Here is a 20,266-nt window from a genome sequence, read left to right as displayed (position 1 = left end):
CCGATGCCGTCATTCTTCATCGACCGTCCCGTCTTTGCGTGGATCGTCGCGCTCGCGATCGTCGTCGCGGGCGTGCTGGCCATTCCGCAATTGCCGATCGCGCAGTATCCGCGCCTGGCGCCGCCGCGGGTCGTGGTCACCGCGTCTTATCCGGGCGCGTCGACCGAGACGGTCGATGCCGACGTCGGCAGCGTCATCGAGGAAAGCCTCGACGGCGCCGACGGGCTGCTGTACTACGAGACGAGCAGCGACGGCCACGGCAACCTCGAGATCGACGTGACGTTCTCGCCCGGCACCGATCCGGACATCGCGCTCATCGACGTCAACAACCGGTTGAAGCAGGTCGAGCCGCGGCTGCCGCAGCAGGTCGTCCAGCAGGGGATCGGCGTGTTCAAGGCGGCGAACACGTTCCTGATGCTCGTCACGCTGACGTCGACCGACGGCACACGCGATTCCGCGCAGCTCGGCGACTACCTGAACCGCTACGTGCTGCGTGAGCTGAAGCGCGCGCCGGGTGTCGGGGCGGCCGAGCTGTGGGATGCCGACGAGGCGCTGCGGGTCTGGCTCGATCCCGTGAAGTTGCGCGAATACGATCTCGGCGCCGACGACGTGATCGCGGCGATCAGCGCGCAGAACGCGACGGTCACGGCCGGCGCGATCGGCGACGCGCCGTTCGTGCACGGCCAGCAGCTGACCGCGACGGTCGTGGTCAAGGGGCAGCTTGCGTCGCCCGAGGAGTTCGGCCGGATCGTGCTGAAATCGAAGCAGGACGGTTCGGCGGTGCGCGTCGCCGACGTCGCGCGCGTCGAGATCGGCCGCGACGACTATTCGTTTTATTCGCGGCTGAACGGCCGGCCGGCCGCGACGGTCGGCATCCAGCTTGGCCCGCGCGGCAACGCGCTCGAAACGTCGAATGCGATCCGCGCACGGCTCGCCGAGCTGTCGCGGACGCTGCCGCCGGGCATCGCGGTCGAGATTCCCTTCGACGGCGCGCATTTCGTCAAGATCGCGATCCACGAAGTCGTGCTGACGCTCGTCGAGGCCGTCGTGCTGGTGTTCTGCGTGATGTGGCTGTTCCTGCGCGACCTGCGCTACACGCTGGTGCCGACCGTCGTGATTCCGGTCACGCTGATGGGCGCGTTCGTCGCGATGTGGGCGTTCGGGTTGTCGATCAACGTGTTCACGATGTTCGGCCTCGTGCTGGCGATCGGCATCCTGGTCGACGATGCGATCGTCGTGGTCGAGAGCGTGCATCGCGTGATGGAGGAGGGCGTATCGCCGCGCGACGCCACACGGCGGGCCATGAAGCGGATCGGCGGGGCGATCGTCGGCGTGACCGCGGTGCTGACCGCCGTATTCGTGCCGATGGCGTTTTTCCCGGGCAGTGTCGGCGGCATCTACCGGCAGTTCGCGGTGGCGATGATCGCGTCGATGCTGGTGTCGTCGTTCATGGCGCTGTCGCTCACGCCCGCGCTGTGCGCGAACCTGCTGAAGCCGGTCGCGCGACACGGCAGCGGAACCGGCCGGGCGACGCGACGCGGCATCGGCGCGCGTCTGGCCGACCGGTTCGGTGCGGCCTTCGCGCGCGCCGAATCCGGCTATCGCCGCGTCGCGGTGTTTGCCGTGCGCCGCACCGGGATGGTCGTGGCCGTCTATGCGGCACTCGTGCTCGCATGCGGGCTGCTGTACTGGATGATGCCGGGCGGCTTCCTGCCCACCGAGGATCAGGGGCAACTGCAGGTGATGATCCAGTTGCCGGCGGGCGCCACGCAGGCGCGCACGCTCGCGGTCGTCGAGCGTGTCGAGGCGATCCTGCGCGCGGAGCCGGCGATAGCGAACGTGACGAGCGTGATCGGCTGGAGTTTCGCGGGCAGCGGGCAGAACGTCGGGATGGCGTTCGTGGAACTGAAGGACTGGGCGCAACGCGACGTCGACGCGATGGCGTTGCGCGACCGGCTCAACGCGCGTTTCGGCGCGATCCTCGACGGCGACGTCGAGGCGGCGCTGCCGCCTTCGGTGCGCGGCATCGGGCATTCCGACGGATTCACGTTCCGGCTCGAGGATCGCGGCGGGGGCGGGCTCGACGCGCTGAAGGCGGCCCGCGCGCAGCTTGCCGAGCGTGCGAAGGCGGATCCGCTGCTCTCGGCCGTGCATTTCGAAGACCTGCCGGACGCGCCGCGTATCGAGCTCGACGTCGATCGCGCGAAGGCGTACGCGCTCGGCGTGCCGTTCGAGCGGATCGCCGGGCTCCTGGGCGGCACGTTCGGTTCGAACTACATCAACGACTTTCCGGCGTCGGGCCGGATGCGGCGGGTGATCATCGAGGCCGACCCGGTCGCGCGCGCGACCGACGCGCAACTGATGGCGCTGACCGTCCCGAACCGCACCGGCGACATGGTGCCGCTTTCGGCGCTTGCCGCGCCGCACTGGACGATCGGCCCGGTGATGCTGAACCGGTACAACGGTTATCCGTCGCTCGACATCAGCGGCCGGGCGGCGACCGGCACGAGTTCGGGCGCGGCGATGGCGGAGATGGAGCGGCTGGCCGGTGCGCTGCCGGCCGGGATCGGTTTCGACTGGGTCGATGCGGCGCGCGAGGAGCAGGTTGCCGCCCGGCAGACGCCGCTGCTCGTCGGGTTGTCGGTGCTCGCGGTCTTCATGGCGCTGGCCGCGCTGTACGAAAGCTGGACGATTCCGCTGTCGGTGCTGACGATCGTGCCGCTCGGCATGATCGGCGCGATCGCGGCGGCACTCGTGCGCGGCATGCCGAACGACGTGTACTTCAAGGTCGGGATGATCACCGTGGTCGGGCTGGCGGCGAAGAACGCGATCCTGATCGTGCAGTACGCGCGCGACCTGGCCGGTCATGGCGTGCCGCTGCGGCAGGCGGTGGTCGATGCGGCCGCTGCGCGATTCCGGCCGATCGTGATGACGTCGATGGCGTTCCTGCTCGGCGTCGTGCCGCTCGTGCTGGCGACAGGCGCCGGGGCGGAAAGCCGGCGATCGATCGGCACGGGCGCGTTCGGGGGTGTGCTGGCGGCAACGGTGTTCGGGCTCGTGTTCGCGCCGGTGGCGTTTCGTGTCGTGGCGTCGGCCGGGCGACGCGGCCGGCGTGCGGCGGTGGCGACGCGCGACGATCGTCAGGCCGAGGCGGTGGGGGAGTGACGACGTGCCACGCAGTGCCGGCAGGTGGATTTCGTGCGTTGCGTTGCGTTGATTGAATGCGATCGTCGTGCGGACGTCTCGCAGACGGCGCGATGCTCAATTCGAATTCCAGGAGACGGATTCAAACGATGTCCTACGTTCTGTATTACTCGCCCGGTGCGGCCAGCATGGCCGTGCACTGGATGCTGATCGAACTCGGTGTGCCGTTCGAAACGCGTCTCGTCGATATCGATGCGGGTGCGCAGCATACGCCCGAGTACCTGCGGATGAATCCGGCCGGCAGAGTGCCGACGCTGGTCGTCGACGGCATACCGCGGACCGAATCGGCCGCCTTGCTGATGCTGCTTGCCGAACGCCATCCGGAGCCGTCGCTGGCTCCCCGTCCGGGCGCGCCCGAACGTCCCGAGTGGTTCGAGATGATGGTCTATCTGGCCAATTCGGTATTGCCTGCGATGCGAAACTGGTTCTATGCGGAGACGGATGGCGATCCGCGATGCGCCGAGATGGTGAAGGCGTTTTCGCGGGGGCAGATCGAGGAATCGATGGCGCATCTCGACAATCTGCTGTCCGACGGTCGTTCGTACCTGATCAACAATCGGTTGAGTACGGCGGACTTCCTTGCGTTGATGCTCATGCGCTGGACGCGCAACATGCCGCGCCCGGCAACGACATGGCCGCATCTTGCGAGGTACATACAGCACCTTCGCGGGATGCCGACGTTTGTCGAGTTGAATGCGCGGGAAGGGTTGACTGAGTGGATGAATCCGGTTTCTTGAGTGTTCTTGAAAAGTGACGCAGCAGTCGATTGGGGGGGCTGCTCGTCTGTTTGAGCAATACCCGCGGTCGTGTCTCAAGCGACATGAGACCGGCGGCGAATATCCGGCGTCAGGTGCCCGCGCTCGCCGGAGCGTCGCGGCGGCGGTATCTGAAAAACGACCACAACATCGCGGTCGCGTCCGGGCCCTCCGCCGCGTGAAACGGCACGCGAGCGTCGCCGCCGCTCCACGCGTGACCGAGCCTGCGTACGATGCAGACACGCACGACGCAGCGGCCGCTGCGCCGATGGTCGATGACCAGCCGGTCGCCTCGATCCGACACGGTGCGCGTACCGCTGATGGGCTCACCCTCCGCGTCGATGAAACGATTGACACGCAACCACTGGCGCGCGGCCTGTTCCGCGTTGATTTTCGCAACGACGCCGTCCCGTTCGCCATGCACGATCAGCGCCGGCATGCCGGGGTAGTCCCGCACGCAGACGGCCGCATCGATGAGTTGCACCGGGTCGCTGCGGCTGCCGTACTGCATCACCTTCAATGCGTCGAGCGACGAGCGGGCGGCCGCCGAAACGGCGCCCGAATGAAGCGCTACGGCCGCAAATAGCGTCGGGGCGTGCAGCGCGAGTTGGGCGGCAAGCCCGGCGCCGGCGGACATGCCCGCGACGTAGACACGGGCGGGATCGAACGCGTGCTGCCGGACGATCGCCCGGATCAGCGACGCGATCGCATCCGCGTCGGAGCCGGCGGTCGGCTCGGGCGGGTCGAACCAGTTCCAGCAGCGATGGGGGTGCCTGCTTTTCGATTGTTCGGGCAAGAGCACGGAGAAGCCGAAACGATCGGCGGCACGATCGATCCGCGTGCCGAGCGCGAACGACTCGGCAGTCTGCTTGCAGCCGTGAAGCATGACGACGAGCGGGCCATGGCGCGGCGCGTTTCGCGGACGATACAGCGAGTAGGTGACGTGATTGACGAAACGGCCGGGCGCCGGCAGCGACGAGAAGAACGAGCGGGCCCACACGCCGTCGGTGGACAGCGCGGGCTTGCGGGAAGCGGGCTTCGTGCGCGGCGCCGCCGTGCGTCGCGTCGCCGTTCTCTTGGGCAGCGAAGCGAACGGATTCAATCTCGGCCAATGACTCACCGGTTTTCGCGGCATGATCGGTAAGCGGCATGCGGTGTCGCATGCCGGATGGTGACGAAGAACACGCGGTCGGCCGTCAGACCCCGTCAGACCGCGCGATTGAACAGACGGATCACGAACAGCAGGATCACGGCGCCGATGACGGCGATGACGATCGAGCCGAGAATGCCGCTGAAGCCGATGCCGAGCAACCCGGCGAGCCAGCCGCCGATCACCGCGCCGACGATGCCGACCACGATGTCGATCAGCAAGCCGAAGCCTCCGCCCTTGACGAGTACGCCCGCGAGCCATCCTGCGACTGCGCCGATGATCAGCCATACGATCAAACCATGTACATCCATGATGTTTCCCCTCTCCTTTGGATCGACGGCAGATTCGTGAAACGGGATCTGCCCGACCGTCCGCGCAACAGGACAGAACGCGAAACGGAATTGCTCGTTTTTGCACTACCTTGAAGCCGTCCAGCACGATTGAAGTGGTCCGAAGAAATCGGACCGTTCAGCCGGCCGGGCCTCTCGTGGAAGCGGCCGCTCCGGCACTCGCCCGGACGTTTCGCGCGGGTCTGCGCCGGTTTACTTCTCCACCATGTCCCGCGTCATTCGCCCGATCAACGCGACCAGCCCGGCGCGAACGGCCGTCGTCACGATGCGCCGCGGCCCAAGGATCACGAAACCGGCCAGCGCCACCGCGACGGCCGCGACGGCCGAGCCGCCGAGGGTCGGCAGCTTCATCGCCGGATAGTCCGCGATGTCGCCGGAACGCGCTCGCCGGGCCGTTTCGACGACGTGGTTCGACGCGGACAGTTCGGCCCGGGTCGCCGCCATGCGGGCCAGCAGGACACGCTGCCTCGATTCCGGCGAACCATCGGAGATTCGTCGTTTCATCACAGGCTCTCTCTGGCGGTCTGGATGTCGCGCTGCAATTCCTCGGTCAGGACGGAAAACGTGCCGTGTTTGTCACGCATGCGCACCGCCGCAAAGGAGGCGATCGACACGCACACCCAGAACCCGGCGACGACCCATGACGTCTCGATCAAATACGGCGTTCGTGCGGCGCTGACGATCGCCGCCACGCACACGAAAGCCAGTCCGAACGTCACGCTCAGGCCGAGCAACGCATACAGCATCAGATCGCGCAGGAAGTACTTCCTGGCAAGGTCGAATTCGATTGCCGCGAGACCCGCGTAGTCGGCCAGACGCGCGACCGAGAATTGCGCGACATCCTGCCATTTCCTGATTCTCGAAAGCAAAACCATGACATGCTCCGATGATGACCTCAACGCATGCCGTCGGGCTCGTGACAGCCGATCAGCGCTTCGACCACATTGCGCCGATGATGAAACTCACCGCTGCGACGGTCGCCAGCGTCGCAATCGGATTGCTTGCGGCAACGTCGCGCACCTGCTCGAGCGCCTCGCCATAGGTTTGCTGAACCGCGCCGGCCACCTGGCGCGCTTTTCCGTCGAATTGCATGTCGGCACTTCCCGTGGCGTCACCCACCGCCTCCTGCGCTTTGCCCGCCAGCTTCTGCACCGTGCCTTCCGTCTTTTCGAACATGATCGACCTCGTCGTTCAATCGGGTTGCGTGACCATTGGGACAATGCTGGATCACATTCGTGACGCCATTCGATATCCCGGGGCTCAGTGTAGAGGGGGCGCAGCGTGCAGGGCATGTTCAATTGCACTGGGCGGCGTAGTGCATTTGAGGGGGCGCGCGGGTGCGCAGCAGGTGTGCGCCCGCGAGCAGCCCCGCACTGAACGTGCCGATCCAGCGTTGCCGGTGCGCGGTGCTCGGGACGCAGACGAGCCAGCCGGCCTGCGACAGCACGAGACAGGCGGCGGTTTCGGCGATGGCGGAATGGCTCCGGGGCCGATCCGTGAGACGCGCGGTGGTGGCGATCGTTGCGCGTTCCGCCGTCAACGTGCGGTGTCGCCGAGCAACTGGCGGCGCAACGATTGTGCACGGGTGCGCGGATCGAGCCAGATGTCGAAGAAGGCGCGCGCGAAGACCGGATCGGGGATGTCGGCCGTGAGGCGGCCGTTCGTGTAGAAGCGCGCACCCTGATCGGGCAGGTAGACGCCGCAAAGTACGTCGCCACGCACGACGTCGGTAAATGCCCGTGCGATGTCGGCGCGCCACGCGTCGCGGGTCGCCGCGGGCAGTGGTGCGGGCGCGAGGCGCTCGATTTCGGCCATGCCGGTGGCGACGAGCCGCGCGCCGCTCACGTCGTGGCGATACGTGAGCGAAAGTGCGAACGGCGTGTCGAATCCCGCGGGCGGGTGGGGCGCCCACAGCTGCGCGTCGTACAGACAGACGCCGAATACGCAGAATTGGCCGGCCCCGATCATCCGTGCCGACGCGACCTCGTCAACGCAACGCGCGCCGGCCTCCGGCGCCGCGGAAAGCACCGCCGCCAGCGCGAGGATCGCAGCCCGGTGTCTCGCGTTCATGTCAGCGTGCCGACGACACGACGAAATGCATCACGTCGGTGCGCCGCTCGGCGAACCCCGCCTCGCAATAGGCGAGGTAAAGCCGCCACGTTCGGATGAAGGTCTCGTCGAACCCCAGTGCACGCACGGCGTCGACGTGATCCTCGAACGCCTCCCGCCAGGCGCGCAACGTGCGTGCGTAGTCGAGTCCGAACGCGAGCACCGGCTCCGCGGCGAGACCGGCGCGGCCAGCGGCGTCGACGAAGCGCTCGGCGCTCGGCAGCATGCCGCCCGGAAAGATGAACTCGCGAATGAAGTCGCTCGAAGCCCGGTAGGCCTCGAACTGCGACTCGGCGATCGTGATCGACTGGATCAGCGCCCGCGCGCCTGCCTTCAGATGCTGCCCGAGCGTGTCGAAATACACCGGCCAGAACGCTTCGCCCACGGCCTCGAACATCTCGATCGACACGATCGCGTCGTACTGTCCGTCGATGTCGCGGTAGTCGCGCAACTCGACCGTCACGCGATCGGACAGCCCCGCACGCGCGATGCGCTCGACCGCCAGCGCGTATTGCGCCTCCGAGATCGTCAGCGCACGCACGCGGATGCCCTGGCGTGCGGCGTACATCGCGAAGCCGCCCCAGCCGCAGCCGATCTCGAGCACGTGCATGCCGGCGCGCAGCCCGAGCGATGCGACGATGCGTTGATATTTCGCCGCCTGCGCATCGGCGAGCGAGCGCTGCTCGTCGCCGTCGAAGCAGGCGCTCGAATACGTCCACGTGTCATCGAGCCACAACCCGTAGAAGCGGTTGCCGAGATCGTAATGCGCGTGGATGTTGCGGCGGCTGCCGGCGCGTGTATTCATCCGCAGCCGGTGGCGTAGCGCATACCAAAGGCGGGCGACGCGCCCGCCCGTCAGCGTCTGTGCGATCGCCGGCTCGTTGCGGATCGCCAGACGCAGCAGCGCGACGAGGTCGGGGGTGTCGACCTGGCGTGCGCGATACGCTTCCGCGAACCCGATGTCGCCCGCGCGCAGGATCGCGCGGCACGCCCGCCAGTCGCGGATCTGCAGCGTCGCGGCCGGCTGGCAGTGCGGATCGCCGAACACGTATTGCGCGCCTTCGGGCGTCACGAGTATCACGTGGCCGTGCCGCAGCCGCCGCAGCAGCGCGACGAACAACCGCGAAGAAAGCGGCAGCGCGGGTTGCGATGCATTCGATAACAGGCGCAGCAGGGTCATGGGCGGACCTCGTGGTCGGACACCGCAGGGCGGCAGGGCGGCGACACCCGTGCCGACGGGGGCGGCGGCGCATCGGCGCAGGACGGCCGGGCAGGGGGCGTCCTGCCGTGGAACGGCACGCGCTTGAGCCAGAGCCGCAGCGCCTGCCAATGGATCCGGACGATCACACCGATCGCGTTGAACGGCTGCCGCGCGAGCGCGCGCCACGCCCGCGCGGCGCTCAGCGGGCCGGCCTGCATGACGAGCGCCGTCCGCAGCAGCAGGCCGTCATCGTCGCGGTAGTCGATGGCGACCCGCAGGTGGTCGCCGCGCTGGCGCACGCGAAACGCGTATGTCCCGACGACGTCGCAAAACGGCGATACGTGAAACGTCTTGCGGCAGACGAGGACGGTGTCGTCCCCGATCGGCACGTGCCGCCTCGCGCTCAGCAAGTAGCCGTGGTGCGCGCCGAACGTATTGCGCACGTCCGCGTACAGCGCGCGAAGGCGACCCGCGCGGTCGTAGCAGTACCAGAAGCTCACGGGGTTGAACGCATGGCCGAAGAGGCGCGGGATCGTCTGCAGCCAGATCGGGCCGTCGGCCGGAATACCGGCTTCGACGAGGCGGGCGCGCAGCCACGGCGCAAGCGGCTGGCCGTCACGCGGCCCGTAGTCGCGCGACGCGAGTCCGAACGGCCGCCAGCGATCGACGCCGAACCAGTTGCCGTCGATCTCGTGAAGCCGCTCGATATCGCAGCAGATCTGGAACAGCGGATACGTGAACGCATGGTGCACGGGCCGCAGCCGCTCGTGCATCACGTGCCCGACGAGCAGCCGCGCGGCGCTGCCGTCGCTCGCGAACGGCGCGTTCATGACGTGGCCCAGGCCGGCTTTACGCCGAAGTCGCCGGCCACGCGCAAGGCGGATTTCAGGCCGTCTTCATGAAAGCCGTAGCCCGTCCACGCACCCGCGAACCACGTGCGGCGCTGCCCCTGCAGCGCGGGCAGGTGTTGCTGCGCATCGACGGCGGCGAGATCGAGCAGCGGATGCTCGTAGTCGTAGCGGCCGAGCTGTGTGCCGGGCGCGGGCGCGTCGACTGGATTCAGCGTGACGACGACCGGAGTGCGGAAAGGCAGCGGCTGCAGCTGGTTAATCAGGTAGCTGACACACACGGGCGATGCGCCGCCGGCGGCCGGCGCCGCACGGCGGCTCAGGTAGTTCCACGCCGACCAGACGCGCCGCCGGCGCGGTAGCAACGCCGTATCGGTATGCAGCACCGCGACGTTGCGCTGGTAGCGCACGGCGCCCAGCACGCGGCGCTCGGCGTCGGTGGTGTCCGCGAGCAGCCGCAGGCTCGTCGGCGCGTGGCACGCGAGCACGATGGCGTCGAACCGCTCATGGCCGGCCGCGTCGGTCGCCACCGTGACGCCGTGCTCGTCGCGCCGAATCGTGCGGACCGGCGTGTTCACGCGTACGTCGTCGAGCGTCGCGGCGATGCGCTCGACATACTGCCGCGCGCCACCGGCGATCGTGCGCCAGGGCGGTCGGTCGTTGACCTGCAGCAGCGCGTGGTTCAGGCAGAAGCGCAGGAACGTCGCCGCCGGAAACCGCAGGATGTCGTCGGCCGCGCTCGACCAGATCGCGGCCGCCATCGGCAGCAAGTAGTGCTCCTGGAACGAGGTGCCGTAGCCGCCCGCGACGAGCAGCTCGCCGACCGACAGACGCTGGCGGTGTGCCGTTTCGAGGTGATGCTGCGCGGACGCGTTGAAGCGCAGGATGTCGCGCAGCATGCCGAGGAACGACGGCGAGAACAGGTTGCGGCGTTGCGCGAACACCGTGTTGAGATTGCTGCCGGCCCATTCGAGCCGGCCGCCGTCGATCGAAACCGAGAACGACATGTCGCTCGGATGCGCGGCCACGGCGAGTTCGGCGAGCAGCGCGATCAGGTTCGGATAGGTGCGATCGTTGAACACGAGGAACCCGGTATCGACCGGGTGGCTCGCGCCGTCGAGTTCGACATCGACGGTGTGCGTGTGGCCGCCGAGGTAGCCGGCCGCCTCGAACAGCGTCACGCGGTGACGACGGGCCAGCAGGTAGGCGCTCGCCAGGCCGGCGATGCCGGCGCCGACGACGGCGATCCGCCGCCCGGGCGGCAAGGCAGTGAAGGGCTGGTGCATCGCGAAGGGTCTCCGTCAGGCGGGTCGGCGGTCTCGGGAACGGTTTTTCGAAGATACGGAGCAAAGCGGTCGGCGGATGCGCCGGGCCCGCTTCAGTCGCGCTCGCCCGGCGAGGCGAAGCCCGGTTGACCGATCTGTCCGGGTGTTTGCGGCACGCGCCTGAAGCGCGACGTGTCGTAGCCCATCGCATCGAGCCGCGCGAGCAGCGAGCGATACGTCGCGTCGTCCATCGTCGGCTCGCGCGAGAAGATCCATCCGAGCGTCTTGCCCGGGTAGCCGAGGATCGTGTAGCGGTAGTCGGGATCGACATAGAGCGTCAACTGCGTGACGTATACCGGCCAGAACAGCCGCACGCGCCATTCGCCGCCCCCGCTGCCGGGCTTTGCCGTATCGACGAAGCGATAGCGTTTCTCGGGTCGGTCGAAGCCGCCCTTGCGGCCGACGAACACGTCGTCGATCCGGCCGTCCTCGCGCAGCGTCCACTCGGCACGGCTGCCCACGTAGTTGCGTTCCGCGAAATACGGGATGTTCGCGATCACGTACCAGCGGCCCATGTAGCGTGGCAGGTCGACGGCCACGCTCGACAGGGGCACGGCTGCGCGCGGATTCGTGTTCGGTGCATTGCCCGAGCAGCCCGCGGCGATGGCGAGCGCAAGACCGGCCGCGAGCATGGCGGCGAAACGGCGGACGATTGGGTACGGCATGACACGTCTCACGCGCGTACGGGCCGCTTGTCGAACAGGTAGTGCGCGATGCCCCATTCCTGGCCGCCGGCATAACCGAACAGTTCGGCGACGGCCATGTAGAACATTCGCCAGCGCTGGAACCAGATCCGCGCGTCGGCGCCGTAGACCGTTTCGAAAATCGGCATGATCCGGCCGCGCGCGGCGTCAAGCGAAGCGAGCCAGTGGTTGGCCGTGCGGGCGTAGGCGGTGCCGTCGATCCACCATTGGCGGTCGAGGCGGACGTCGTCCTGGAACCGCAGCAGCAGATGGGCCGACGGCATCGTGCCGCCGGTGAAGAAATTGCGCGACATCCAGTCGGTGTCGTCGCGCACCGCGAAATGATAGGCGAGCAGCTTGTGCGCGAAGACGTGCACGAACAACTTGCCGTCGTCGTGCATCCAGCGTGCGATTTTCGCCAGCAGTTGCCCGTAGTTCTTCATGTGCTCGAACATCTCGATCGACAGCACGCGGTCGAAACCCGCTTCGCCGGGCGCGAAATCGAAGTCCACCACGTTGCCCGTGACGATCCGCAGATTGGTCAGCCCGCGCCGGGCCGCGCATTGCTCGATGAAGTTCCGCTGACCGTGAGCATTCGACAGGCCCACGATCCGCGCGTGCGGATAGCGCTCGGCGAGCCACAGCGACAGCGACCCCCAGCCGCAGCCGAGATCCAGGATGCGCTGGCCGTCCGCGAGGCCGGCCCGCTCCGCGTAAAGCGACAGCATGGCGTCCTCGGCTTGCGCGAGCGTTTCGTTGCCGTGCGGGTAATAGCCGCACGAGTATTTCAGCCGGGGGCCGAGATGGGCTTCAAAGAACGCGCCGGGCACTTCGTAATGCTGCATGTTGGCCGCATGCGTGTCGATCGCGATGGGGCTCGCGTTCAGTTCGTGCACCAGCCGGTCGAAGGCGGCCGTGCGTCGCTCGCCGTCGAGCAGATGTTCGTCGCGCAGGCGCTGCCGCAGCAGCGTGCGCATGCCGGCGCGGATCAGCGGATCCGGCAGCCAGCCGCGTTCGCAGCAGCGGATCAGCCAGGTGTCGCCGGGGGCAGGCATCCGGGCGGGCGACGGTTGCGAGGCGGTGGCGGTCATGAGCGCGTACTCCTGTCTTCTGGATGGTCGGGGCGGGCAACGGGCGGTGGTGCGGCCGGCCTGGGCGGCCACGGAACGAGGGCGCTGGTCGTGAGCATGTATTCCCGGTAACCCGGCCGCGTTCGCACGAGATGCGCTTCGAGTAGCGGCAGGCCGGAGACCCTGAGCAGCAGCCACGCCATCAGGAACGGCGGCATCAGCGTGAGCCAGCCCCACGGCATGCCGATCGCGAGCGCCGCGTATGCGCACCAGTGCAGGCATTCGAAGAAGTAGTTGGGGTGCCGCGAATAGCGCCACCAGCCCACTCGACAGACGCGGTCGCGGTGCCCGGGGGCGGCGAGGAAGCGCTTGAGCTGCCGGTCGGCGGCGGCCTCTCCGGCCACGGCGACGAGCCAGATCGAGACGGCCGCGACGGCTGCGGACCGGGACGGCGTGTCCGGACTGTACGCCGGCACGAAGAACGCGACCGACAGCAACATCGAGATCAGCGCCTGCAACTGGAACAGCCAGAACATGTTGCGCGGCGCGGCGTCGCCCCATTGCAGGCGGAACTGCCGATAGCGCCGGTCCTCGGGCTGCCGGCGGTTGCGACGCCACAGGTGCCGCGCGAGCCGCAGCCCCCAGATGCCGCCGCCTGTCGCGACGAGTGCGCGGTTCAATGCCGGGCCGGTGCCGAGCCCCGCGACGAACACGGCCATGCCGCCGAGCGTCACTGCCCAGACCGGGTCGATCATCCCGGCATTCCGGGAGCGCAACTGGCTGATCCACACCGCCGTGAACGACAGAAACAGTCCGACGAAAGCGAGGAGGGCAACGGCGACGGCATGCATGCGGGCGGCTCCGGGGACGCGATTTCCGTCATATACGGAGCCGAAGGCCAAACGGATGCATCGGGATGCGCCGCGACCTGCGCGCGGGCGACAGGCGCACGCACCGCGCTCACCCTCGACGGACGGATGTCCGCCGCAGGTTGGCGCGGCGCCTGTTATGCCGCGTGCATTGCCCCGGTGGCGAGCACCGGACCCGTGGGTTGACCGCTCGGCGAGCCGCCGCGCGGCTCGATCGACACGGCGAGCACCGCACGTGCGCTGAACTGCGCGACGATCGCGGGCGGCAGCGTCATCGACGCCGGTGCGTCCGGCGTGAATACGCCGAGCGAGATCGGCTTCGCATTCGGCGGAATCAGCCAGAGCTCGGCCGAGCGATTCGCGGCGATCGTCGGCTTGTCCGCCGGCACCACGACCATCCGGGCGCGGCGCAGGTCGACGGTGGCGGTCCAGTGTGCGACGCCGTCCGACCGTGCGATCGTGGCCACCATGTAGCTGCCCTCGACAGCTGCCACGCGCGGTGGCGCTTCGCTCACCAGGATCAGGTTGAACGCGAGCAGTCCGAGCGCGGCCAAGCTCGCGCCAAGGCCGACCCAGCGCCACAGTCGCAGGCTGTTCCACCATCCGCCCGATGGCGGGGCGCCGCGCGCGGCCGGCGGAACGAGGAAGCCGAGGTCACGCTGGATTCTCGTCCAGACCCGGCCGGGCGGGGCGACGCGTGCGATGTCTTCCGCGAGCGGTGCGAAGCGGCGCTGCCAGCGCTCGAGCGTCGCCTGCAACAGCGGATCGCGTGCGGCGGACTCCTCGAGTGCGTGCCGCGCATCGGCGTCGAGCACGCCGAGCGCGTATTCCGCGCAGCGCAATTCGGGATCGTGATCGGCTGGCGTATTCATTGCTCGAGACATACCTTCAGCTGCATCAGGCTGCGCCGGATCCAGCTTTTCATGGTTCCGAGAGGCACACGCAGTCGCGCTGCGAGTTCGCTATAAGTCGCGCCGCTGAAAAAAGCCTCGCGTATTGCGCGGCCCTGATCCGGATCGAGCCGCTCGAGGCACCGTTCGAGGCGTTGGCGCTCCTGGCTTGCTTCCGCGAGCGCGGCGGGCGTCGGATCCTCGTCGGGGAGATCCAGCACCTGCTCTTCGTCGAGTTGCGCCTCGCGATGCTGCCGTAACCGGTCGATCGTCCTGTTGCGCGCCAGCGTGGTCAGCCACGTCATCGCACCGCCGCGTGCCGGGTCGAACGCGTCAGCACGTCGCCACACGGCCGTGTAGACATCCTGGAGCAGATCCTCGGCTTCCCCGCGATCGTGAACCATTCGCAGGATGATGCCGAACACCCGCGACGAGGTCAGCCGGTACAGCTCGGCGAAAGCCGCCTGGTCGCCGCTCGCGACCTGCGACATGACCTGATTCAGGTGCTCGCGACGCACGGCATCCGCGTCGGTTGACGGGGCGAAGCGCTCGGCACCATCCGGCGTGTCGTTCATGCTGAAGAAATGGCGAGGATCGCCATGGCGTGAATGTCGAGCGAAATATAGCACTGCCGGATGCACTTGATCGAGCAATCGACGGCGGACTCGCTGAATGTCGTGCATGGTGGCGAACCGTATGAAGACGTTGCAGCGAGATACGAACGAATCGCCCGCCGGGATGCAACCGGCCGCCGTCACTGCGGCGGGGTGGTTGCGTGCACAATGGCGTGATTTCCTGGCCGGGAGGGAGTCAATGAAGCGATCTGTCCTTTGTACGTCGTCCGTGTGGACGACTTCCATGGCGCTGGCTGGAGCGGCGCTGTTGCTCGCGGGATGCGCGGGCCTGGCGGGAGGCGAGAGCGGCAACGCCCAGGTGCCGCAGCCGGCCAAGGCGGTCGATCTTGATCGCTATGTGGGTAGATGGTACGAGTTCGCGCGCTATGAAAACCGCTTCGAGCGCGGTTGCGACGGCGTGACGGCCGATTATGCGAAGCGGGAAGACGGCCTCGTCGACGTGCGCAATACGTGTCGCGAAGGCGGGCCGGGCGGCCGCGCACGAAGCTCGGACGGACGGGCGAAGATCGTGGCGAACAGCGGCGACGCGAAGCTGAAAGTGTCGTTCTTCGGGCCGTTCTTTTTCGGCAACTACTGGATACTCGATCACGCCGACGACTACTCGTGGTCGATCGTCGGCGAGCCGTCAGGGCGATTCCTGTGGATCCTGACGCGCGTCGCCAGGCCGTCGACCGAGCAAGCCGACGCGCTTGTCGAGCGCGTGCGGACGCTCGGCTACGACACGATGATGTTGCGGCGCACTGCGCATTAGCCCGACTGCATGGGCAGCCATGCATCCGCGGCCGCGTCACGCTCGGGAGAACGTCGGGCACCGCGTGCGTTGTTGTCGGCGACGATCGTGAAGGAGAGGAGCGGGGCCCGGTCTGTTTGGGAGCGGGGGCGTGTTCGCCCCCGACTCTGGGCGCGAGCCGTCGGGGAGACTAGACCTGCCCGCGATCGCGCGAGCTCACGGCGACTACCGTAGGCGACTCGGCGAGCGAGACAAAGCTTCGGGTGACGCCGTCCAGCGCATCTATGTTGCCTGTCTCGATGTCGTAAACCCAGCCGTGCAGATTCATGCGCCCCTGTTCGAGGGCGAGCGCCACGGACGGGTGAGTGCGCAGATTGGCGAGTTGCGCGATCACGTTTTCGCGCACGAGCCCGTCGAGCTTCGCGCGAGGCGTGTCGTATTCATGCGCGGCGTTGATGACTTTAGCGGCGTCGGCATGACGCAGCCAGTTCGCGACCGCCGGCAGATGATCGAGGCAGGTGCAGCGTGAAATCGCGCCCATCGCACCGCAATCGGAGTGACCGCAGATCACGATATCGCGAACGCCGAGGACGGCGACCGCGTATTCGACGGTGGCGGACACGCCGCCGGGCTCGGGGCCGTAGGACGGCACGATGTTGCCTGCATTGCGGATCACGAACAGTTCGCCCGGCTCGCGCTGCGTGAGCAATTCGGGCACGACGCGACTGTCCGAGCACGTGACAAACAGTGCCTTGGGGTTCTGTGATGTGGCGAGCTGCTTGAAGAGGCCGGCCCGTTGCGGATAGATGTCGCGCTGGAAACGAAGAAAACCGTCGATGACGTCACGCATGTTTGCTCCCGGGGTACAGATTCGATATACCGGCGTAGCAAAGACGGGTACGCTCGCGCGGCGGGCGATATTATGCCGGCATCAGATGAGCGAGGGAACGGCGTGGTACTTCGCGCAAATCATAGTTGACATAATCATAGTTATCGGTGGTTTTTGTTGTAGTAGCTTTTTAGAAATGTCGTGTTCTAGCCATTTAGAAATGTCGCGTTTGGAACTCGGTAAGCTTGCCGGCTCCCCGTCAGATCATGGAGCCGGCGATGCACCGAACAGCTCTGGTGACATTGAACATGCGAGAACTCGACCGTCTGAAGGTAATCCGGGCCGTGGTGGATTTGGACCTGAAGCCTGGCCGCGCGGCAGAACGGCTGGGCCTGACGGTCCGGCAGATCGAGCGGCTGGTGATTCGATACCGGGAGTCTGGTGCGGCGGGCCTGGCCTCGCGCAAGCGTGGCGGTCCCGGCAACCGGCGGCTGGATGCGGAGTTGGCCCAACGGGCGCTGACGATCATCCGCGATCGCTACGCCGATTTCGGACCGACATTGGCCTGCGAGAAGCTCTGGGAATGCCACGGCATTCGGTTGGCCAAGGAAACGGTCAGGAGGCTGATGACGGACGCTGGCTTGTGGATTCCACGTCGGCAGCGACCGCCGAAGGTGTACCAGCCGCGAGCACGTCGGGCCTGCCTGGGCGAATTGATCCAGATCGACGGCAGCGATCATCGGTGGTTCGAGGAACGGGCGCCGGCCTGCACGTTGCTTGTCTATGTGGATGACGCAACGAGTCGGCTGATGATGCTGCACTTCACGCAGACCGAATCGACCTTCAGCTACTTCGAGGCGACGCGAGCGTACATCGAACGTCACGGCAAGCCGGGGGCGTTTTACAGCGACAAGTACAGCGTGTTCCGCAACGTAACGCCAGGCAAGACTGGTAATCGAGTGACGCACTTCGGCCGCGCGATGTACGAGCTGAACATCGACGCGTTCTGCGACCGTCTGAAGGTAATCCAGGCCGTGGTGGACACAGGCTTGAAGCCTGACCGCGCGGCCGAACGACTCAAGCTGACGACACGGCAGATTCGCCGGCTGGTCGCCAGGCTGCGGAAGCATGGTGCGGCGGGTCTGGTATCGGGACACCGAGCGAAGCCCGGCAATAAGTGAGCAATACCAACGGGATCGAGTCGAGCGCTTCCCATGGATCCGGCGCTTCTTCGCGAGAAGATGATGACCGACCGCTAGAACGAGTCGCTCCGTGAACAGCTATTCCGATTCGATATCGTCCCGCGACGCGAGATGAAATGCGATGCCGGGATCCAACCAGCAACCGAGACGCGTGCACTCGCACACACCCTGCGAAGATCCACGCCCGCCTGTCCCTGCCGCGACACCCCACCCGGCAACTACCACTACTGCCAGTACCTCCGCTGTCCGTGCCCCCTTACTCTTGTCGGCATCGCTGGCGCGCCGTCCGAGGCCGCGCCGCTTCGACCGGAGACACGACAGATGCCATTTGACTGGACGCAGGAACAGCATGCGACGCTCGCGCGCTTTCGCGACATCGGCACGGAGATCGCCGCGGCGGAACGCGACGCTCGCGCGCCTGCCGGATTCGATGCAGCCGGCTGGACCCGGCTCGGCCAGGAAGGACTGTGGGACATGATCGTGCCGGAGACCTATGGCGGCGACGGTCACGGCTGGTGGCACTTTTCCGCGGCACTGGAAGGGCTTGCATCGACGATCCGCCGCCCGGCGCTGCTGCTGTCGGTGATCGCGCAGGCCGGCATGGTGCGCGCGCTCGAACGCTACGGCACGGCAACCCAGCAGGACCGCTATTTCGGCGCGATCCTGCGCGGCGAACTGAGTGCGACGGCGATCGCCGAACCGGGCACCGGCACCGACGTGCGCAGCATTGCGACAAAGCTGGTCGAGCACGGCGACGGCTACCGGCTGACCGGCAGCAAATTCAACATCGCGCACGCGCCGCTCGCGCGCTTCATTCTCGTCGTCACGCGTGTCGAAACGCTCGGCCGACGCAATACGGCGCTCGTGATCGTCGACCGCGACCAGCCAGGCATGACCGTCGCGGCGCCCGACAGCAAGCTCGGCCTCGACGACCTGCCCACCGGCGCGCTGCATTTCGACGACTGCCCGATCGCGCGTGGCCAGCTGCTGGGCGAACCGGGCGCCGGGCTCGGCAACCTGATCGACATCATTTCGCTCGGCCGCCTCTACTACGGCCTCGTCGCCGCGCAGGTGACGGCGCCGTACCTGCGCGACGCAATCGCCTATTGCCGCGACCGGCGCAGCTTCGACAGCACGATCGACGCGCACCAGTATGTGCAGCGCCGTCTGGTCGACCTGCAGATCGGCATCGAGCGCGGCACGTGGCTCGCGCGCGGCGCGCTCGCGCAGTTGCTGACGGATCACCCGCAAGCGCTGATGACCTGCTCGATCGCGAAGCTGGTCGGTGCGCAGGATCTCGTCGACGGCGCGCTCGGCCTCGTGCGGCTGTACGGCAGCCTCGGCTACCAGGCCGGGCCGGTGGCCGCATTCGCGTCGGACGCGCTGGGTTTCATGAGCGTCGGCGGAACCGAGGAAATGCATCGCAAGAACATCTTCAACCAGATGATGCGCGCCGGCTGACCGCCCGCCATCGACATGCGTACGACGCACCCTACAGGAATCCAAGCATGACAACGACCCACCGACGCCCTTCCCGCCTGCGCCGCTCCTGGCTGTTCCTCGCCGGCGCCGATCACGATGCGCTCGTCGACGGCGCCGCGAGCGGCGCGGACGTATTGATCCAGGAACTCGAGACCTTTACGCCGCCGGACCGGCGTCCGGCCGCGCGCGAACTCAGCGAGCGCGTGCTCGCGGGCTGGCGCGATGCCGGCATCCTCGCGTCCGTGCGCGTGAACCCGCTCGACGCGGGCGGCATCGACGACCTGCGCGCGGCGATGCGCGGCCGGCCGGACATCGTGATGATGTCGTACGTCGCGACGCCCGAGCAGGTCGTCGCGCTCGACGAAGCCGTCACGCGCTTCGAGCGCGAATACGATATCGCGCCCGGCTCGACGGAACTGGTACCGAACATCGAGTCGACGCTTGGGCTCGTGAACACGATGGCGATCGCGCGTTCGAGCCCGCGCGTGTCCGCCGTGCTCGTCGCGACCGAGGACATGGTGGCCGACATGGGGGCCGAGCGCACCCGCGCGGGCCGCGAGCTCGACTATGTGCGTTCGCGCTTTCGCGTCGAATGCGCGGCCGTCGGCGTCACCGCGATCGACTGCCCGTACAGCTATGCCGACAACGAAGGCGCGGAGCTCGACATGCGCGTGTCGCGCGGCCTCGGATACCAGGCCAAGGCGATCGTCAACGCGCAGTTCGTGCCGGTCGTCAATCGCGTGCTGACGCCGACGGCCGATGAAGTCGCCCTCGCCCGCCGCGTGATCGACGCGTTCGACACCGCCCGGCGCGCGTCCGGCGGCCGCCGCGTGGCCGCGGCCGTCGTCGACGGTTTCCTCGCGGAAGTCCCCGACTATCTCGCCGCGCATCGGCTGATCGCCCGCGCGACGCAATTCGGCATTGCCTGAGCCCG

General features: G+C 67.4%; 21 protein-coding genes and 2 pseudogenes. 7 read left to right on the top strand and 16 right to left on the bottom strand.

Going from position 1 to position 20,266, the window contains the following annotated elements:
• Positions 1 to 3 precede the first annotated feature (3 nt).
• Both AB3K92_RS31680 and AB3K92_RS31675 read left to right on the top strand, forming a co-directional pair.
• Complete coding sequence (locus AB3K92_RS31680) at positions 4 to 3,165, top strand: multidrug efflux RND transporter permease subunit (RefSeq protein WP_369466554.1); 3,162 nt, start codon at positions 4 to 6, stop codon at positions 3,163 to 3,165.
• Between the two features lie 128 nt (positions 3,166 to 3,293).
• Positions 3,294 to 3,941, top strand: coding sequence for a glutathione S-transferase family protein (locus tag AB3K92_RS31675; RefSeq protein ID WP_059588424.1), 648 nt, complete (start codon positions 3,294 to 3,296; stop codon positions 3,939 to 3,941).
• Between the two features lie 109 nt (positions 3,942 to 4,050).
• Here AB3K92_RS31675 and AB3K92_RS31670 read toward each other — a convergent pair whose 3' ends face one another.
• From AB3K92_RS31670 to AB3K92_RS31600, 15 genes are all read right to left on the bottom strand, one after another.
• A complete protein-coding gene (locus AB3K92_RS31670; protein WP_369466553.1) occupies positions 4,051 to 5,061 on the bottom strand; it encodes a PHB depolymerase family esterase in 1,011 nt (336 codons plus the stop codon).
• Between the two features lie 104 nt (positions 5,062 to 5,165).
• Positions 5,166 to 5,420 carry a GlsB/YeaQ/YmgE family stress response membrane protein gene (locus AB3K92_RS31665; protein WP_021160949.1) on the bottom strand — a complete coding sequence of 85 codons (255 nt, stop codon included), beginning with the start codon at positions 5,418 to 5,420 and terminating at the stop codon, positions 5,166 to 5,168.
• Positions 5,421 to 5,651: 231 nt separating this feature from the next.
• A complete protein-coding gene (locus AB3K92_RS31660; protein WP_369466552.1) occupies positions 5,652 to 5,963 on the bottom strand; it encodes a hypothetical protein in 312 nt (103 codons plus the stop codon).
• Positions 5,963 to 6,334 carry a hypothetical protein gene (locus AB3K92_RS31655; RefSeq protein ID WP_048022763.1) on the bottom strand — a complete coding sequence of 124 codons (372 nt, stop codon included), beginning with the start codon at positions 6,332 to 6,334 and terminating at the stop codon, positions 5,963 to 5,965. Before AB3K92_RS31655 ends, AB3K92_RS31660 begins: the two co-directional genes overlap by 1 nt.
• A 52-nt stretch (positions 6,335 to 6,386) precedes the next feature.
• The gene (locus AB3K92_RS31650; RefSeq protein ID WP_021160952.1) at positions 6,387 to 6,635 is read right to left on the bottom strand and encodes a CsbD family protein; all 249 of its coding nucleotides are present in this window, start codon (positions 6,633 to 6,635) and stop codon (positions 6,387 to 6,389) included.
• 118 nt (positions 6,636 to 6,753) lie between these two features.
• Entirely contained in the window at positions 6,754 to 6,999 is a 246-nt protein-coding gene (locus tag AB3K92_RS31645; RefSeq protein WP_369466551.1) for a hypothetical protein, read from the bottom strand.
• Positions 6,996 to 7,529: a chalcone isomerase family protein gene (locus AB3K92_RS31640; RefSeq protein ID WP_021160953.1), complete on the bottom strand. Its 534-nt coding sequence runs from the start codon at positions 7,527 to 7,529 to the stop codon at positions 6,996 to 6,998. The genes AB3K92_RS31645 and AB3K92_RS31640 overlap by 4 nt, the downstream gene beginning before the upstream one ends.
• Position 7,530: 1 nt before the next feature.
• Positions 7,531 to 8,748 (bottom strand): cyclopropane-fatty-acyl-phospholipid synthase family protein, encoded by a 1,218-nt coding sequence (locus AB3K92_RS31635; protein ID WP_059488458.1) that lies wholly within the window; start codon positions 8,746 to 8,748, stop codon positions 7,531 to 7,533.
• Positions 8,745 to 9,599, bottom strand: coding sequence for a DUF1365 domain-containing protein (locus AB3K92_RS31630; RefSeq protein WP_059862943.1), 855 nt, complete (start codon positions 9,597 to 9,599; stop codon positions 8,745 to 8,747). The genes AB3K92_RS31635 and AB3K92_RS31630 overlap by 4 nt, the downstream gene beginning before the upstream one ends.
• Positions 9,596 to 10,903 (bottom strand): NAD(P)/FAD-dependent oxidoreductase, encoded by a 1,308-nt coding sequence (locus tag AB3K92_RS31625; protein WP_369466550.1) that lies wholly within the window; start codon positions 10,901 to 10,903, stop codon positions 9,596 to 9,598. Before AB3K92_RS31625 ends, AB3K92_RS31630 begins: the two co-directional genes overlap by 4 nt.
• Before the next feature lie 92 nt (positions 10,904 to 10,995).
• Positions 10,996 to 11,607, bottom strand: coding sequence for a lipocalin family protein (locus AB3K92_RS31620; protein ID WP_059495909.1), 612 nt, complete (start codon positions 11,605 to 11,607; stop codon positions 10,996 to 10,998).
• Positions 11,608 to 11,615: 8 nt separating this feature from the next.
• Positions 11,616 to 12,716 (bottom strand): cyclopropane-fatty-acyl-phospholipid synthase family protein, encoded by a 1,101-nt coding sequence (locus tag AB3K92_RS31615; protein ID WP_369466549.1) that lies wholly within the window; start codon positions 12,714 to 12,716, stop codon positions 11,616 to 11,618.
• Positions 12,713 to 13,546 (bottom strand): DUF1295 domain-containing protein, encoded by an 834-nt coding sequence (locus AB3K92_RS31610; RefSeq protein WP_192387407.1) that lies wholly within the window; start codon positions 13,544 to 13,546, stop codon positions 12,713 to 12,715. The genes AB3K92_RS31615 and AB3K92_RS31610 overlap by 4 nt, the downstream gene beginning before the upstream one ends.
• A gap of 155 nt (positions 13,547 to 13,701) precedes the next feature.
• Positions 13,702 to 14,436 carry an anti-sigma factor gene (locus AB3K92_RS31605; RefSeq protein ID WP_369466548.1) on the bottom strand — a complete coding sequence of 245 codons (735 nt, stop codon included), beginning with the start codon at positions 14,434 to 14,436 and terminating at the stop codon, positions 13,702 to 13,704.
• A complete protein-coding gene (locus tag AB3K92_RS31600) occupies positions 14,433 to 15,029 on the bottom strand; it encodes a sigma-70 family RNA polymerase sigma factor (protein ID WP_042975896.1) in 597 nt (198 codons plus the stop codon). The genes AB3K92_RS31605 and AB3K92_RS31600 overlap by 4 nt, the downstream gene beginning before the upstream one ends.
• Positions 15,030 to 15,312: 283 nt before the next feature.
• On the opposite strand from AB3K92_RS31600, the gene AB3K92_RS31595 reads away from it, so the two are divergent.
• Positions 15,313 to 15,840: a lipocalin family protein gene (locus AB3K92_RS31595; RefSeq protein WP_165581777.1), complete on the top strand. Its 528-nt coding sequence runs from the start codon at positions 15,313 to 15,315 to the stop codon at positions 15,838 to 15,840.
• Between the two features lie 169 nt (positions 15,841 to 16,009).
• On the opposite strand, the gene AB3K92_RS31590 is transcribed toward AB3K92_RS31595, so the two are convergent.
• Complete coding sequence (locus AB3K92_RS31590; RefSeq protein WP_021160963.1) at positions 16,010 to 16,669, bottom strand: carbonic anhydrase; 660 nt, start codon at positions 16,667 to 16,669, stop codon at positions 16,010 to 16,012.
• Between the two features lie 257 nt (positions 16,670 to 16,926).
• On the opposite strand from AB3K92_RS31590, the pseudogene AB3K92_RS31585 reads away from it, so the two are divergent.
• The 4 genes and pseudogenes from AB3K92_RS31585 to AB3K92_RS31570 form a co-directional block, all read left to right on the top strand.
• Positions 16,927 to 17,646: pseudogene (locus tag AB3K92_RS31585) on the top strand (ISNCY family transposase); the annotation flags it as partial.
• Positions 17,629 to 17,823 (top strand): annotated as a pseudogene (locus tag AB3K92_RS31580) (helix-turn-helix domain-containing protein); the annotation flags it as partial. The pseudogenes AB3K92_RS31585 and AB3K92_RS31580, both read left to right, overlap by 18 nt.
• A 348-nt stretch (positions 17,824 to 18,171) precedes the next feature.
• Positions 18,172 to 19,311, top strand: a complete 1,140-nt coding sequence (locus AB3K92_RS31575; RefSeq protein ID WP_059495916.1) for an acyl-CoA dehydrogenase family protein — start codon at positions 18,172 to 18,174, stop codon at positions 19,309 to 19,311.
• Between the two features lie 47 nt (positions 19,312 to 19,358).
• Positions 19,359 to 20,261 (top strand): CoA ester lyase, encoded by a 903-nt coding sequence (locus AB3K92_RS31570; protein WP_027787350.1) that lies wholly within the window; start codon positions 19,359 to 19,361, stop codon positions 20,259 to 20,261.
• The last annotated feature ends 5 nt before the right edge of the window (positions 20,262 to 20,266 follow it).

This window comes from Burkholderia sp. Bmkn7 (assembly GCF_041103175.1).
Lineage (GTDB): Bacteria > Pseudomonadota > Gammaproteobacteria > Burkholderiales > Burkholderiaceae > Burkholderia > Burkholderia cepacia.
The sequence above is the reverse complement of the archived record's forward strand: the minus strand, read 5'-3'. Positions and strand labels throughout refer to the sequence as shown.